The organism is Pseudomonas sp. PGPPP4, assembly GCF_002256045.1.
Lineage (GTDB): Bacteria > Pseudomonadota > Gammaproteobacteria > Pseudomonadales > Pseudomonadaceae > Chryseomonas > Chryseomonas oryzihabitans.
This window is the reverse complement of the sequence record NZ_NKID01000008.1, coordinates 1-14724: the sequence shown is the minus strand read 5'-3', so window position 1 is coordinate 14724 and position 14724 is coordinate 1. Positions and strand designations below refer to the sequence as shown.

At 66.8% G+C, this 14724-nt stretch carries 15 protein-coding genes; 9 read left to right on the top strand and 6 right to left on the bottom strand.

Annotated elements, in window-relative coordinates; all coding sequences use genetic code 11:
- The 6 genes from CFE50_RS14970 (at position 1) to CFE50_RS14945 (ending at position 5063) form a co-directional block, all read left to right on the top strand.
- Complete coding sequence (locus CFE50_RS14970; protein WP_027598975.1) at positions 1-795, top strand: ABC transporter permease; 795 nt, start codon at positions 1-3, stop codon at positions 793-795.
- 17 nt (positions 796-812) lie between these two features.
- Positions 813-1103, top strand: a complete 291-nt coding sequence (locus CFE50_RS14965; RefSeq protein ID WP_007160508.1) for a (2Fe-2S)-binding protein — start codon at positions 813-815, stop codon at positions 1101-1103.
- Complete coding sequence (locus CFE50_RS14960) at positions 1100-2461, top strand: FAD/NAD(P)-dependent oxidoreductase (RefSeq protein WP_286734650.1); 1362 nt, start codon at positions 1100-1102, stop codon at positions 2459-2461. The genes CFE50_RS14965 and CFE50_RS14960 overlap by 4 nt, the downstream gene beginning before the upstream one ends.
- Positions 2458-3594, top strand: a complete 1137-nt coding sequence (locus CFE50_RS14955) for an NAD(P)/FAD-dependent oxidoreductase (protein ID WP_286734648.1) — start codon at positions 2458-2460, stop codon at positions 3592-3594. Before CFE50_RS14960 ends, CFE50_RS14955 begins: the two co-directional genes overlap by 4 nt.
- Positions 3585-4613: an ABC transporter substrate-binding protein gene (locus tag CFE50_RS14950; RefSeq protein ID WP_115946498.1), complete on the top strand. Its 1029-nt coding sequence runs from the start codon at positions 3585-3587 to the stop codon at positions 4611-4613. The genes CFE50_RS14955 and CFE50_RS14950 overlap by 10 nt, the downstream gene beginning before the upstream one ends.
- Before the next feature lie 102 nt (positions 4614-4715).
- Complete coding sequence (locus tag CFE50_RS14945; protein WP_241808783.1) at positions 4716-5063, top strand: cupin domain-containing protein; 348 nt, start codon at positions 4716-4718, stop codon at positions 5061-5063.
- A gap of 39 nt (positions 5064-5102) precedes the next feature.
- Here CFE50_RS14945 and CFE50_RS14940 read toward each other — a convergent pair whose 3' ends face one another.
- Both CFE50_RS14940 and CFE50_RS14935 read right to left on the bottom strand, forming a co-directional pair.
- A complete protein-coding gene (locus tag CFE50_RS14940) occupies positions 5103-5726 on the bottom strand; it encodes a glutathione S-transferase family protein (protein ID WP_241808784.1) in 624 nt (207 codons plus the stop codon).
- Positions 5720-6352, bottom strand: a complete 633-nt coding sequence (locus CFE50_RS14935) for a DJ-1/PfpI family protein (RefSeq protein ID WP_286734645.1) — start codon at positions 6350-6352, stop codon at positions 5720-5722. Before CFE50_RS14935 ends, CFE50_RS14940 begins: the two co-directional genes overlap by 7 nt.
- A 242-nt stretch (positions 6353-6594) precedes the next feature.
- Here CFE50_RS14935 and CFE50_RS14930 point away from each other — a divergent pair, with 242 nt between their 5' ends.
- Positions 6595-7611, top strand: coding sequence for a GGDEF domain-containing protein (locus CFE50_RS14930; protein ID WP_241808786.1), 1017 nt, complete (start codon positions 6595-6597; stop codon positions 7609-7611).
- Positions 7612-7834: 223 nt separating this feature from the next.
- Complete coding sequence (locus tag CFE50_RS14925; RefSeq protein WP_286734644.1) at positions 7835-8851, top strand: GGDEF domain-containing protein; 1017 nt, start codon at positions 7835-7837, stop codon at positions 8849-8851.
- 6 nt (positions 8852-8857) lie between these two features.
- Here CFE50_RS14925 and CFE50_RS14920 read toward each other — a convergent pair whose 3' ends face one another.
- The 3 genes from CFE50_RS14920 to CFE50_RS14910 form a co-directional block, all read right to left on the bottom strand.
- The gene (locus tag CFE50_RS14920; RefSeq protein ID WP_241808788.1) at positions 8858-9256 is read right to left on the bottom strand and encodes a septal ring lytic transglycosylase RlpA family protein; all 399 of its coding nucleotides are present in this window, start codon (positions 9254-9256) and stop codon (positions 8858-8860) included.
- Positions 9257-9398: 142 nt separating this feature from the next.
- Entirely contained in the window at positions 9399-10025 is a 627-nt protein-coding gene (trhA, locus tag CFE50_RS14915) for a PAQR family membrane homeostasis protein TrhA (RefSeq protein WP_144959702.1), read from the bottom strand.
- A 222-nt stretch (positions 10026-10247) separates the two neighbouring features.
- On the bottom strand, positions 10248-11609 hold the full coding sequence (locus CFE50_RS14910) for a cation:proton antiporter (RefSeq protein WP_286734641.1): 1362 nt from the start codon (positions 11607-11609) through the stop codon (positions 10248-10250).
- Between the two features lie 180 nt (positions 11610-11789).
- Between CFE50_RS14910 and CFE50_RS14905 the strand changes: the two genes are divergently transcribed.
- A complete protein-coding gene (locus CFE50_RS14905; RefSeq protein WP_286734638.1) occupies positions 11790-14183 on the top strand; it encodes a DEAD/DEAH box helicase in 2394 nt (797 codons plus the stop codon).
- 134 nt (positions 14184-14317) lie between these two features.
- Here CFE50_RS14905 and CFE50_RS14900 read toward each other — a convergent pair.
- Positions 14318-14724 (bottom strand): DDE-type integrase/transposase/recombinase (locus CFE50_RS14900; RefSeq protein ID WP_286734637.1); only part of this gene is annotated, 407 nt, incomplete at its 5' end.

Here is a 14724-nt window from a genome sequence, read left to right as displayed (position 1 = left end):
ATGACCCGCAACGGCCCGCTCGGGCTCGCCTTCCATACCCTGGTGATGGTCTTCATGCTGGCGCCGCTGGTGGTGGTCTGCCTGGTGGCCTTCACCCCGGAGAACACCCTCAGCCTGCCCACCGCCGGCTTCTCGCTGCGCTGGTTCGCCGCCGTGTTCGAGCGGGCGGACTTCCTCACCGCCTTCTACAACAGCCTGCAGCTGGCGGCGCTGTCGGCCACCCTGGCGACGCTGATCGCGGTGCCGGCGGGGCTGGCCATCACCCGCTACCGCTTTCCCGGCCAGGGCTTTCTCAACGGCCTGTTCCTCTCGCCGATCATCATCCCGCACCTGGTGCTGGGCGTGGCCATGCTGCGGCTGTTCGCCCTGTTGGGGGTGAATGGCAGCTTCAGCTGGCTGGTGCTGGCCCACGTGGTGGTGATCACCCCCTATGTGCTGCGCCTGGTGATCGCCGCCGCCATCGGCATCGATCGCAGCGCCGAGCAGGCCGCCGAGAGCCTGGGCGCCAGTCGCACCACGCTGTTCTGCCGCATCACCCTGCCGATGATCCTGCCAGGCGTCGCCGGCGGCTGGCTGCTGGCCTTCATCAACAGTTTCGACGAGGTGACCCTGTCGATCTTCGTCACCTCCCCGGCGACCCAGACCCTGCCGGTGCGGATGTACGTCTACGCCACCGAATCCATCGACCCGATGATGGCGGCGGTGTCGGCCCTGGTGATCGCCCTCACCGCGGCCACCATGATCCTGCTCGACCGCATCTATGGCCTGGATCGCGTGCTGGTGGGCAAACAATGAACAGCCGAGATCCCTCCATGGCACTGCTCAAGCGGGTGGCCGAACGCGACCGTCCGACCCTGGCCTTCACCCTCGACGGCCAGCCGGCCGAGGGCCTGCAGGGCGATACCCTGCTCACCGCCATCCTGACCCAGAGCGATCACCTGCGCGGCAGCGACTTCGGCGGCGAACCCCGCGCCGGTTTCTGCCTGATGGGCGCCTGCCAGGATTGCTGGGTGCGCCTGGCCGATGGCCGCCGGGTGCGCGCCTGCGCCACCTTTCTCGAAGCGGGCCAGCAGGTCAGCCGCGATCCGGGGCGGCCGCTGTGAGCGCCGTCGTGGTGGTGGGCGCCGGACCGGCGGGCATTCGCGCGGCCCAGACCCTGGTCGCCCATGGCCTCGAGCCGGTGCTGCTGGACGAAAGCGCCCGCGGCGGCGGCCAGATCTATCGCCAGCAACCGGGCAATTTCCGGCGGCCGAGCAAGGCGCTGTACGGCTTCGAAGCCGGCAAGGCCCAGGCGCTGCACGGCGCGCTGGAAGCCGTGCAGGCAAGGCTGGACTATCGACCCGACACCCTGGTGTGGAATGCCGAGGCGCGCGCCCTGGATACCCTGAGCCAGGGCCGCTATGTCGATCGCCTGGCCTTCGACCAGGTGATCGTCGCCACCGGTGCCACCGACCGCATCCTGCCGGTGCCGGGCTGGACGCTGCCCGGCGTCTACAGCCTGGGCGCCGCCCAGGTGGCGCTCAAGTTCCAGGGTTGCGCCATCGGCAGCCGCCCGGTGCTGGCCGGTACCGGCCCCTTGCTCTATCTGGTCGCCTATCAATACGCCAAGGCCGGGGCCAAGCCGCTGGCGGTGCTGGACAACGCGCCCTTCCGCGACCAGGCCGCGGCCAGCCCGGCCCTGCTCGGTCAACCGGCCACCTTCGCCAAGGGCCTTTATTACCGCAGCTGGCTGGCGCTGCACGGCGTACCCGTGCACCAGGGCGCCGAGCTCCTGGCCGTCGAAGGCGAACGCCGGGTGGCTGCCGTGCGCTGGCGCGCCGCCGATGGCGAGGCGCAGCGGCTGGAGTGCGACGCCCTGGGCTTCGGCCAAACGCTGCGCAGCGAGACCCAACTGGCCGATTTGCTGGGCTGCGACTTCGCCTGGAGCGCTCTCAATCGTGCCTGGTTGCCGGTGCGGGATCCGGGTGGGCGCAGCAGTCAGACCGGGGTCTACCTGGCCGGCGACGGCGCCGGTATCCAGGGCGCCGATGCCGCCGAACTGGCGGGCGAACTGGCGGCCCTGAGTCTGCTGGACGATCGCGGCGTAGCGGTGGACGGGACGCGCATCCAGACCCTGCAAGCACGCCTGGCGCGCTTCGAGGTGTTTCGCCAGGGCCTGGAGCAGGCCTTTCCCTTTCCCGCGGACTGGGCGGCCAAGGCGCCGGACGCACTCATGGTCTGTCGCTGCGAACAGGTCAGCGCCGGCGAGATCCGCGCCGCCGTGGCCCAGGGCCATTGGGAGATCAACAGGGTCAAGGCCACCTGCCGGGTCGGCATGGGTCGCTGTCAGGGGCGCATCTGCGGCGCCGCGGCGGCCGAGTTGATCGCCTGCGCCAGTGGCCGCCCGCTGGACCAGATCGGCCGGTTGCGCGCCCAGGCGCCGATCAAGCCGTTGCCCTTTGGCGTGGAGCTGGCGCCATGAACCGGCTGGACGTGGATGTCCTGATCATCGGCGGCGGCATCGTCGGCAGCAGCGCGGCGCTGTTCCTGGCCCAGGGCGGCCAGCGTGTCGCCCTGCTGGAACGCAACTTCTGCGGCGCCCAGGCCAGTGGCGTCAACTACGGCGGGGTACGCCGCCAGGGCCGCCCGCTGGTGCAGTTGCCGCTGTCCAGTCGCGCCCATCAGCTCTGGGGCGGTCTGCGGGACCTGCTGGGTACCGATGGCGAATACCTCAGATCCGGCCACTTGAAGCTGGCCCGCAGCGACACCGACTTCGCCTCCCTGCAGGCCTATGCCCAGGCCAGTCAGGGCTTCGACCTCGATCTGCAACTGCTCGACCGGGGCGAATTGCGCCGGCGCTTTCCCTGGGTCGGCGACATCGCCGTGGGCGCCTCCTTCTGCCCGGAGGACGGCCACGCCAATCCGCGCCTGGTCTCCCCGGCCTTCGCCCAGGCGGCTGGCCGCGCCGGCGCCCGCATCCTCGAACGGACTGCCGTGACCGCGGTCGAGCATGATGGCCAGCGCTTCCAGCTCCGCACCGACAGCGGCCTGATCCTGAGCGCGCCCTGGCTGCTCAATTGCGCGGGTGCCTGGGCGGCGGAGCTGGCCGCCCGCTTCGGCGAGCCGGTGCCCCTCACCGCGGCCCATCCGGCCATGCTGGTGACCGAGCCGCTGCCCTTGTTCATGACCGCCAGCACCGGCGTGGAAGGCGGCGGCATCTATGCCCGCCAGGTGGCGCGCGGCAATTGCGTGCTGGGCGGCGGGCGCGGCTTCGCCCTCGACGCCGATCGCGCGCGCCCCGGCCAGCTGGCCATCCTCGACATCCTGAGAAACGCCGCCGAACTCTATCCGGCCCTCAGCGGCGCCCAGGCCATCCGCACCTGGAGCGGCGTCGAGGGCTATCTGCCGGATCACCAGCCGGTGCTCGGCCCCAGTCTCACCACCCCCGGCCTGCTGCACGGCTTCGGCTTTGCCGGCGCGGGCTTCCAGATCGGGCCGGCGGCTGGCGAAGCCCTGGCCGAGTGCATCCTGCAGGGCGCCCCCCGGCACAGCCTGCAGGCCTTTTCCATCGCCCGTTTCCCTCACCAGCCCAGGAGTTCCCAATCATGCGCCTGACCCCTGCCCTGCTCGTGGCCCTCGCCGGCCTGCCCCTGGCCGCCGTGGCCGAACCGACGCTCTACCTCGGCATGAATGGCGGCACCATGGAGCGCCTCTATGCCGACAGCGTGCTGCCCGCCTTCGAGAAGGCGCACAACGTCAAGGTGGTGATCGTGCCCGGCACCTCGGCGGACATTCTCGCCAAGGTCCAGGCCAGTCCGCAGAAGCCGCCGATCCATGTGATGTTTCTCGACGACGGCATCATGTACCGCGCCATCGGCATGAATCTGTGCAGCCCGCTCAAGCCCAGCGCGGCCCTGGCGCAGATCCCCGACAAGGCCAAGATCAAGGACCAGGCGGCCGCCGTCAGCCTGGGCGTGACGGGTCTGGCCTACAACAGCCGGTTGTTCAAGGACAAGGGCTGGGCGGCGCCAACCTCCTGGGCGGACCTCGCCGATCCCAAATACAAGGGCAAGGTGGTGTTCCAGTCGCTGTCCTCGTCCACCTTCGGCCTGCACGGCTTCCTGATGTTCAACCGCCTCAAGGGCGGCACCGAGCAGGACGTCGATCCGGGCTTCAAGGCCTGGCCCACTACCGTCGGCCCCAATGTGCTGGAGTACATCCCCAGCTCGGCCAAGCTCTCGGAGATGGTGCAGACCGACGAGGCGGCGCTGTTCCCGCTGACGCCCACCCAGGTCACCGCGCTCAAGCTCAAGGGCATCCCGGTGGAATACGCGCCGCCCAAGGAAGGCGCCGTGGTGCTCAACGTCGCCGAATGCGTGACCGCCAACAACGACCAGCCCGAGCTGGCCCAGCAACTGGCGGAATACCTGCTGACCCCCGAGGCCCAGGCGCCGGCGCTGGAACTGGGCGACCAGATCCCGTCCAACCCCAACACCCCCACCACCGACAAGACCCGCGGCCAGGTGGAGGCCATGCAGAACTACCTGAAGACCGCCGTGACCATCGACTGGGACGAAGTGAACAAGGTGCGGCCGCAGTGGAACGCCCGCTGGAATCGGCAGGTGGAGCGCTAGTCGCTCGAACAGCGCAAACGCACCGGTAGAGGTCGACCCTGGACAACTCGGCTTCGGGGCGACCCTTCACCCTTGGCGGCTTCCATCACCAGGAGAGCCGCCATGGCCAACCCGCCCATCACCGTTCTGCGCGACACCCAACCCCTGCCCGTGGTCGATGCCTGCAAATGGGAGCGCATCGAAGGCGAGCCCCATACCGTCAATCTCAATGCCTACACCTCCGATGACGGCAGCAAGATCATGGGCACCTGGATCTGCACCCCCGGCAAGTGGCGCGTCGACTACGTGAAGTGGGAGTACTGCCACTTCCAGGAGGGCTACTGCATCATCACCCCCGATGGTCAGGCGCCCATTCACCTGAAGGCCGGCGACATCTTCGTCGTCGAACCCGGCATGAAGGGCACTTGGGAAGTGGTCGAGACGGTGCGCAAGTATTTCGTGTTCGCCTGATCTGAAGGCAACGCCTGCCGGCTCTTGCCGGCGGGCTGCTCAGGGCGTGGCATCGCTCGCATAGCAGGCCCAGGCCGGGCGGGTGGCCAGGCGGTCGAGATAGGCGGCGATGGCCGGCGCGGCGATGCGCTCCATCGGGGTGCTGCGCCAGCGGTGCAGCGACAGGCCCAGGGCGATGTCGGCCAGGCTGAAGGACTCGCCGGCCACATAGGGGCCGTGCTGCGCCAGGTGGGCTTCCAGAATGGCGATGCGGCCGTTCCAGGCGGCGATGCCTTGCGCCAGGCGTTGCGGATCGGGTTCCGGTGGCTGCTGCTTCACCAGCGCCAGATAGGCGTAGCTCCAGGCCGGATTGAGTTCGCAGGCCTGCCAGTCGAGCCACTGATCGACCCGCGCCCGGGCGCGCGGTGCGGTGGGATACAGCGCCTCGCCGCCATGGGCGTTGGCCAGGTAGCGCAGGATGCTGTTGGACTCCCAGAGCACGAAGTCGCCGTCCAGCAGGACCGGGATCTGGCCATTGGGATTCCACTGCAAATACTCGGCGGACTGCGCCGAGCGAAAGCCGGCGCCCCAGTCCTCGCGCTCGTAGCCCAGGCCCAGTTCGTCGAGGCACCAGAGCGCCTTGCGCACGTTGATCGAAGAGACGCGACCAAGAATCTTCAGCATGCCGAGGCGACCTCCGGGGATGGATGGCTGAGATAAGGCTCGATAGTGCCGAGCGCGCGCTGTACATAGTCCTCCTTCTCGCCCACCGGTGCCACGTAATGCAGCACCTCGGCCGCCGCGTCGCGGCCCAGCAGCCGGGCGATGGCCCAGGCCGCCAGGTAGCTGGAGGCCAGGCAGCCGCCGGCGGTGGCCAGGTTGCCGCGAGCGAAGAAGGGCTGATTCAGCACCTCGATGCCGGCTTCCTGCACCCAGGGCTTGGTGGTGAGATCGGTGCAGCCGGGTACGCCGTCGAGCAGGCCGAGACGTGCCAGCAGCAGGGTGCCGGAGCACTGGGCGCCGATCAGCTGGCGCCCGGGATCGAGCACTGTCAGCTGTTCCAGCAGGGCCGCGTCTCGCGCCAGTTCCCGGGTACGGCTGCCACTGCCCACCAGCACGGCGGTGCAATCCGCCAGTTCGTCGAAGCCGGCCTGGCGCTCCAGGCGGACGCCGTTCATGGACGTCACGAAGGGGGTCGGCGCCATCAGCGAGACCCGCCAGTCCGGTCGCCTGATGCGATTGAGCAGGCCCAGGGCGATCAGGGAATCCAGTTCGTTGAAGCCGTCGAAGGTGAGGATGGCGAGGTGCATGGGGGCTACCAAGTGGGCGGGCTGAAGCGGGATTCTTCGCCCTACTGGCGCGTACCGAACAGATACAGTGCCCAACGAAGCCATCCATACAGCGGAATAGGCGTCGCCAAAGGCTCTAAAACGCGCAATAGCACGACTGATCGCTATGAGCGATGGCCCTTAGCCATTAAAGTGACGCGCCGTCGGCCGAGCCTTCATCGAACCAGCATCCGCTCATAGACCCGTTCCCCGCTAGAGACGTTATGTACGACGACATTCGTTACGAGCAGCATGTCAGGCGCATCCTGCGCACCCCCCTGCTCGTGCTGCAGCCCTTGATGCTGGCGGCGTGGCCCCTTAGCCTGCTGATCAATCCCCTGCTCAGCAGCCCTTACCAAGTGCGCTACTACGCCATGATGCTGCTGTTGCTGGCGATCAGCGCCTTGCTCAGCGTCGCCCGCAGTTCGCGCATGATGAGTCTGACCTTTACCGGCAACATCTGGGCGCTCGCCCTCGCCTTTCGCCTCGAGATCCATGATGGCGGCGCTCTGGGCCATTACTGGAACCTGCCTATCGTCCTTGTCGTCATTCTGGGCACCTGCGGCATGACCTATCGACTGTCCCATTACCTGATCACCCTGACCGGCGCGGCGCTCATCCTCTTCGTCGGTCAGACGCAGTTGGCACCCGCCGCCATGCCCATAGCACTGGTCTGGCTACTGATCGGCGCGGCACTGGCCATCGGTATCGCCTACAACCACGTCAACAGTAAGTGGATGCGGCGAACCTTCCAGCTCAAGGAGCGCTACCGCATCCTCGCCGAAACCGACGAGCTGACCGGGATCGCCAACCGCCGCAAGATCCTGCAGCAACTGGAGGAGGCTCTGGCTGACACGCCTGGGGCACCGACCCATTTCGTCATGCTCGACATCGATAACTTCAAGGGGATCAACGACCGCCACGGCCATCAGATCGGTGATGAAGTCCTGGTGGCTACCGCCCGCGACATCAGCCAACTCCACCCCGCGCTGCAAGGCGGCCGGCTGGGCGGCGAGGAATTTGGCCTGCTGATCCAAGGATTGGACGATGTCGACGTGGACAGCTTGCTGGCTGACTTGCGCGCGCGCCTGGCTGGCGCCGCTCCCTTGGGCATCACCTTCAGCGCCGGCGTGATACGTCTCACCCCGGAGGTGTCACTCAACGAGGTGCTGCGCCGCACGGATGAATGTCTCTACAGGGCCAAGCGCCGGGGCAAGAATCAGGTGGTCTGGAGTCATTAGTGCCCTGTCCTCAGCGCGGGGGTGTCCTCTGTTGCGCCAAGGGGCGCTGCCAGCAAGATACCGAGTCATCTAGCCGCGAAGAGGCTCTAATACGACCTTTTGGCCATAAGGAGCAATGACTGATAGCCATGGCTAATAGCCACTAAAGTATCGCGATTGCTGGCCGAAACGCTTTTTTCTGACACAACCTCAAACAATCGCGTTAGGCGGCTCAGAGACGTCCATGAACGACGAAATCCGCTACGAACTCCACGTCAAAAGGGTCTTTCGAATTCCCTTGCTGGTGCTCCAGCCGTTATTGCTGACAATCTGGCCGCTCAGCCTGCTGGTCAATCCCTTCATCACTGATCCCTACCAGTGGCGTTACCTCGCGGTGCTCGCACTGATGGTGTCCGCCAGCGCCTTGCTGATCAGGGCGCGTACGACGCGCATGATGAGCCTGGCTTTCACGGGCAACATCTGGGTGATCGCCTTCGCCTTTCGCGTCCAGATCGACGATTGCGGCCCGCTCGGCCACTACTGGAATCTGCCGGTCGCCCTGCTCATCACCCTGAGCACCTGTGGCATGACCTATCGCATCAGCGACTATCTCATCACCTTGGCCGGGTCCTGGCTGATCCTGTTCATCGGCCTCGACCGACTGGCGCCGGATACCATGCCGGGGCAGCTGGTCGCCATCCTGGTCGGCGCGACGCTGGGCATAGGTATCGCCTACAACTACGTCAACAGCCACTGGATGCGCAGAACCTATAGCCTCAAGGAACGTTACCGCCTGATGGCGGAAACCGACGCCCTCACGGGAATCGCCAACCGACGCAAGCTCCTGTCGCAGCTCGAAGAGGTACTGAACGTGAGCCGCGACTTACCCTGTCATTTCGCGATGCTCGACATCGACGATTTCAAGGCGATCAACGACCTCTGGGGGCACCAGGTCGGTGATGACGTTCTGATCATGCTGGCCACCGAAATAGATCACCTCGATCCGGCGCTCAGTGTTGGGCGCCTCGGCGGGGAAGAGTTCGGCATCCTCGCCCGCGGCGTGGAGCCACAGCGCTTGGTCAAGCTGCTGGAAGAGCTGCGTAGCCGGCTGACACGCCACCAGCAACAGGCCGTGACCTTCAGCGCGGGAGTGGCGCGGATGCGACCAGGCGAACCCATCGCCGAGCTGATGCGCCGCTCGGACGAAGCCCTCTACCAGGCCAAGCGCCAGGGCAAGGACCAGGTGGTCTGGATCCGCTGAGGACCGCTACTCCAGCTTTTCCACCTTTACCGCGGTGGTGCCGTCGTCGACCATGTCCACCCGCCGGGCAGCGGCGCGGGAGAGATCGATGATGCGGCCGCGGATATAGGGCCCGCGATCGTTGATGCGCACCACCACGGCGCGATCGTTTTCCAGGTTGGTCACCTTGACCCGGGTGCCGAGCGGCAGGGTCTTGTGCGCGGCGACCAGTTCGTTGTTGTTGAAGGTTTCGCCACTGGCGGTTTCCCTGCCGTGGAACTTGCGCGCGTAGAAGGAGGCCTTGCCGCGCTGTTCGAAGCTGGCTTCCTTCTTGACCGGTGCCGCGACGGTCTTGGCGTCCTTTTCCTGGCAGGCGGTGCAGGCAAGTACCAGGAGCAACACGAGGGATCTGGGACGGATGAACACGTTTCACCTTCCTCTTTTTCTTGGTTTCGGGAAAGCAACGCTCGGGAGTCGGTTCAGCTAGCTCTGAACCCGGGCGCCCCCGGGAGGTTCGCCAGGGATGGCCAGCGGCCAGCCTATCTGTGACGAGCCCCTCAAGACCGCCCTAGGACGCCGGCAGCACGTACCTGAGGATGGCGACGAAATGCAGGGCGCTGCCGGCCATGACGAAGCCGTGCCAGATGCCATGCCAGTGGCGAAAGCGATCGTCGAAGACGAAGAACAGGATGCCGACGGTATAGAGCACCCCGCCGGCCACCAGCCAGGCAAAGCCCTCGCCGCCCAGGCGGTCCAGCAGCGGCCCCACCGCCACCAGCACGATCCAGCCCATGGTGGCGTAGATCACCAGCGACAGGATGCGCGCCTCCGAACGCGGTTTGAGCTCCTGCGCCATGCCGATCAGCGCCAGGCCCCAGACGATGCCGAACAGCGTCCAGCCCCAGGGACCGCGCAGGGTCACCAGGCAGAACGGCGTGTAGCTGCCGGCGATGAGCAGGTAGATCGACAGGTGATCGAGCTTTTGCAGCAGGCGTTTCGCCCGCCCCTTCACGCTGTGGTAGAGGGTCGAGACACTGTAGAGGATCACCAACGCGACCCCGTAGATGGCCACGCTGACGATGCGCCAGGGATCGCCCTGGAGGCTGGCCAGCACCACCAGGGTGATGGCGCCGGCCAGGGCCAGCAGGGCACCGACCAGATGGGTCCAGGCATTGAGACGTTCGCCGTGATACATGCGTCCTCCATCATTCAAGGCGCAAGGGCAGGCTTAGAGCCTGTTCAAAGGCTCGAGAGCTAGAGCCAAACAAGGCGAAAAAGCCTGAGAAAGCGGACCGGGCTCGCGAACGAGTTTACGAGTGGTAAATGAGCATTGCGACGGGGCCGCCCAGGCGGGGCTGGCCTTCCAGGGCATTTTCAACGCAGTTTGGCCGACGCGTAGCAGCCTTTGAACAGGGTCTCAGGGTCTCGCCGAGCCCTCGCGACGGGCAGTGAGGCGCTCGTAGCGGTCGAGCAGCGGCTGGATGGAAATCCCGTGGACCGCGATGCTCAAGGCCACCACCGACAGGGTCAGGTCGACGATGGTCCCGGCCCAGTCGGCCGTGACGTGATGCGTGAGCGCGTAGCACAGATAATACAGGCTACCGATGCCGCGGATGCCGAACCAGCCGATCAGCGCACCCTGGTGGCGATCGATGCGGGTGAAGGGCAGCATGCTGGCCACGCCCAGCGGGCGGATCACCACGAACAGCAAGGCGCCCAGCAACAGCGCGCGGCTATCCCAGTGGGTAATGAGCACCACGCCGAGCAGGGTCACCAGCAGCACCTCGAAGGAGCGCTCCACCAGACTGCCGAAGGCGAGCATGTCGCCCATCATCACCCCGGCCGCCATGCGCGGTTCCTCGATGTCCTCGGCGCTGGCCACGGTGGCGCGCTCCGGGGCTCCGGTGAGATGCCCGATCACCGGCTGCGCCAGTTGCTCGGAGGGCGTTTCCGCATGACCCGAGGTCAGCACCTCGGCCTGGCGCAGACCCAGGCCGGCAGCGAACACCGCGAGAAAGCCGAAGGCGCCGATCTCGTCGGCCAGCACATAGGACAGGGCGATCAGCGCCAGGGCGAGGAAATCGTTGGGCGAAATGGTGCTGTCGCCATGCCGGGTGCGCAGGAAGATCATCAGCCGCCCGACCCCCTTGCCCATGGCATAGCCCAGCAGCAGGCCCGCCGGCACGCCCCAGACCACGTTCTTGAAAAACCACTCCAGGGTCCAGCCCCACTGGAGTTCGCCGTGCTGCAGGAGCAGCAGGCCGAGCAGCACGAAGGGAAAGGCGGTACCGTCGTTGAGGCCCGCCTCGCCGGAGAGACCGAAACGCACCCGGTCGAAATCCTGGGCGTGGTTGACCTGCACCAGCCCGGCCAGCACCGGATCGGTGGGCGCGAGGATGGCGCCGATCAGCAGGGCCACGCCCCAGGGCAGACCGAGCAGGTAGTGAGCGACCAGGCAGACCCCGGCGATGCTGAGGATCATCACCGGTCCGGCCAGCAGGTAGGCGCCGTGCCAGGAAGAGCGGTGAAAGGACAGCCGCAGCTTGAGGCCGCTGACAAACAGCGAAAAGAGCACCGCCACCTCGGTGAGGTGGCCGATCCAGGTCGCCGATTGCTGGAAATTGACCTCGGCGAGCCCCAGGCCGATGGGGCTGATGAGCATGCCGAAGGCCAGGCAGACCACCGAGGTGGTGACCGGCAGCCAGCGCAGATAGGCGGAGGTCAGGGCAAGGATCATCAACAGCGAACCCAATACCCCGACCCAGACGAGAAATGTCATGTGGGTAGCGTGATCCAGAAGAGCGGAGGAAGAACGGGTAGCCGGCGCCACCCTTCTGATGGAGACTGCGCCAACCCTGCCGCGGTGCCCCCTGTCTGCCGAATGGCGCGCCTGCCGGTGACCCCGTGGCCACGGCCGGGGTCCCATGCCCTATAGTCCCCAAGGAAAGCCTCCATCCGCATGAGCGATCACCGCCTCCGCAAGCAACGCCGCCTCGAACGCCTGCAGCGCTTCCTCGACTGGGCCGGCCGCATCCATCCCGACTTCGTCGCCAGGCAGCAGCACCAGGAACTCTGGTTCAAGCCCTATTCGGGCTATCCCCTGCCGCACCTGGGGCGGATCGCCAAGGCCTTCTGGCTGGGTCTCGACGAAGCCGCCGCGGTAGCCGCCGGCAGCGCGCCCGATCCCGACAGCCTGCTGGGCCAGGCGCTGCTCGGTGCCGGCAAGACCTTTGGTTATCCGGTGGACGTCTTCGGCAGCGAAAAGCTCTTCACCGGCGGCGCGGCGAGCGAATTGCTCGAACCCCACTGGGCGCTGAATCTGGGCGACAGCGCATCGGCCGAGGCCTTTGCCGCCGCGGTCAGCGAGCGCCTGGCCGATGCCGTGCGCGAGCGCCTCGGCCTCCTGGCGGCGCCCTTCGCCGAGATGGCCGACGAGGATCGGCAGCGGGTGCTGGAGCGGGTGCCCCAGGCGCTGATCCGCCTGGACGACTTCCTGCCGCGGGCGGTGGAGGTGCTCAACGAGACGCGCCACGAGCTGAGATTCAACGTGGTCCTGACCCACGAGGACATTCGCCTGGAGATCCCCCGGCGACTGGCGGCCAACCAGGGCCGGCTGCTGAGTGACGCCGATGTCGCCGCGCTCAGGGCCGAAGCCGAGGCGGACCTGCGCGAACGTTTCGCCGTGCTGGTGGGCGAAGCCGATGCCCTGGACTTCGATCTGCACCAGCTGGGCACGCCGCGTCTGCAGGAGCTGATGCGCCTGGAAGCCGACAAGCTGCGCCGCGCGCTGCGCCACGCCGTGACCCAGCAGCGCGAGAAGATGGCCTTCGCCGTTCTGCTGGAAAACAATCCGCGCTTCGGCCAGTACCACCAGAATTATCCAGCCCGCCGCCTGACCCGCACCTGGACCGCCCTGCTCGGCCCCACCAACAGCGGCAAGACCCACAGGTCCATCGAGGCCATGGCGGCGGTGACCCATGCCATCTACCTCTCGCCGCTGCGCTTGATGGCCCTGGAAAATCAGGAGCGCCTGGAGTCCCTCGGCGTGCCCTGCTCGCTGGTCACCGGCGAGGAAGAGATCATCCGCCCGGGCGCCACCCATTTCTGCTGCACCGTGGAGGAATTCGCCCGCTTCCGCCGCCAGCAGTGGGAGGTGGTGGTGGTCGACGAGGTGCAGATGCTGGCCGATCCGCAGCGCGGCTGGGCCTGGGTCGATGCCCTGGTCAGCGCCCACACCAAGCGCCTGCTGATGACCGGTCCGGCGCTGATCGAACCCTCGCTGCGCACCCTCTGCGCGTTGTGCGAGGACCGCCTGGAGGTCAAGCCCACCAAGCGCCTGTCACCGGTCACGGTGGCGCGCCACGCCACCACCCTGGAACGCCTGGAACCGGGTTCGCTGCTGGTGGCCTTCAGCCGCCGGGTGGTGCTGGAACTCAAGGGCCTGCTGGAGATGGCCGGACGCCGGGTGTCGGTGGTCTATGGCGCCCTCTCGCCGGAGGTGCGGCGGGAACAGGCGCGACGCTTCCGCGAAGGCGAGACCGAGATCATGGTCGCCACCGATGCGGTGGGCATGGGCCTCAACCTGCCGGCCCATACCCTGTGCTTCTACACCGACGAGAAATTCGACGGGGTGGAGAACCGGCCGTTGCGGGTGCAGGAGGTCAAGCAGATCGGCGGGCGCGCCGGGCGTTTCGGTCACCATGCCGAAGGCGAGATCACCGCGCTCGAACCCCATGTGCTGCGCAACATCAAGCGGCTGTTCCATAGCCCGGACGACCCGGTGGACCTGCACCAATTCCAGGTGCGGCCGAGCCTGGAACACCTGCGCGCGCTGTCCGAGTTCATGGAGGAACCCAGCCTGCTGCGGACCTGGCTGACCTTCAATCGCAACATCAACTACGGCGACGCCTTCGTCTCGGTGCTGCCCGACGAACTGGCGGAGTGGATCAAGCTGATCGACCTACCCGGTATCGACTTCCAGCTGCGCTGGATCTTCGCCTGCACGCCGATCCGTGGCGGCCTGGAAGGCCCAGCCAGCGGTCAGGCCCAGCGCTGGCTACGGATCGTCGCCCGCGGCGAACCGGTGGACCTGCCGCGCATCCCCATGGGCACCGATCTCGCCGGACTGGAAAGCGCCCTGCACGTGGTGGAGACCTATCTGCACCTGTCGCGCAGCCTGCCCGAGCTGTTTCCGGCGCTGGAACGCGGCCAGGACCATCGCGACCTGCTCAACGACGCCATCACCCGGGAGTTGTCGCGGCGGCGGCGACCACGTGGCCAGGAAAAGGGTCAGGGCAAGGGGGGCCGGCGTCAGGGTCGCGGCGAACGGCGCGGTGGGCGCTTCGGGCGTTAGGCGGATCGGGAGTCACCAAGGGTCACGCTACGGATTGTGGCCACGACGGTCCGCCGATGTGGCCGCGCCTACGGAATGATCCCGATCTTGCCGGGGAGATGAGCGCCTGGTCGGATAGCCCCCTCTTGTAGTGGTCAACTAATCCCGGACACTGGTTTAAGTCGTTCCTCGGCAATGGCGGGCGGTAGCCCGCCATTGAACTGATGCGGCCGTTGCCAGTTGTAGCGTTGCATCAGGAACCGACCGATGTCCTGTTGTGCCTGCGTAGCACTCAGGTAACCCTGGGTTGGTATCCATTCCGTCTTGAGGCTGCGGAACAGCCGCTCCATGGGTGAGTTGTCCAGGCAGTTACCTCGTCTACTCATGCTCTGGTTGAAGCGGTAGCGCCAAAGCCGCTGGCGAAAGCGTCGACTGCCATATTGGCTCCCCTGGTCGCTGTGAACGAGCACCTCTCGAGGCCGACCGCGCTGCTCGTAAGCCCTGTCCAAGGCCTGGATGACCAAATCAGCATCAGGCGTGGCGGAAAACGCCCAGCCCACGA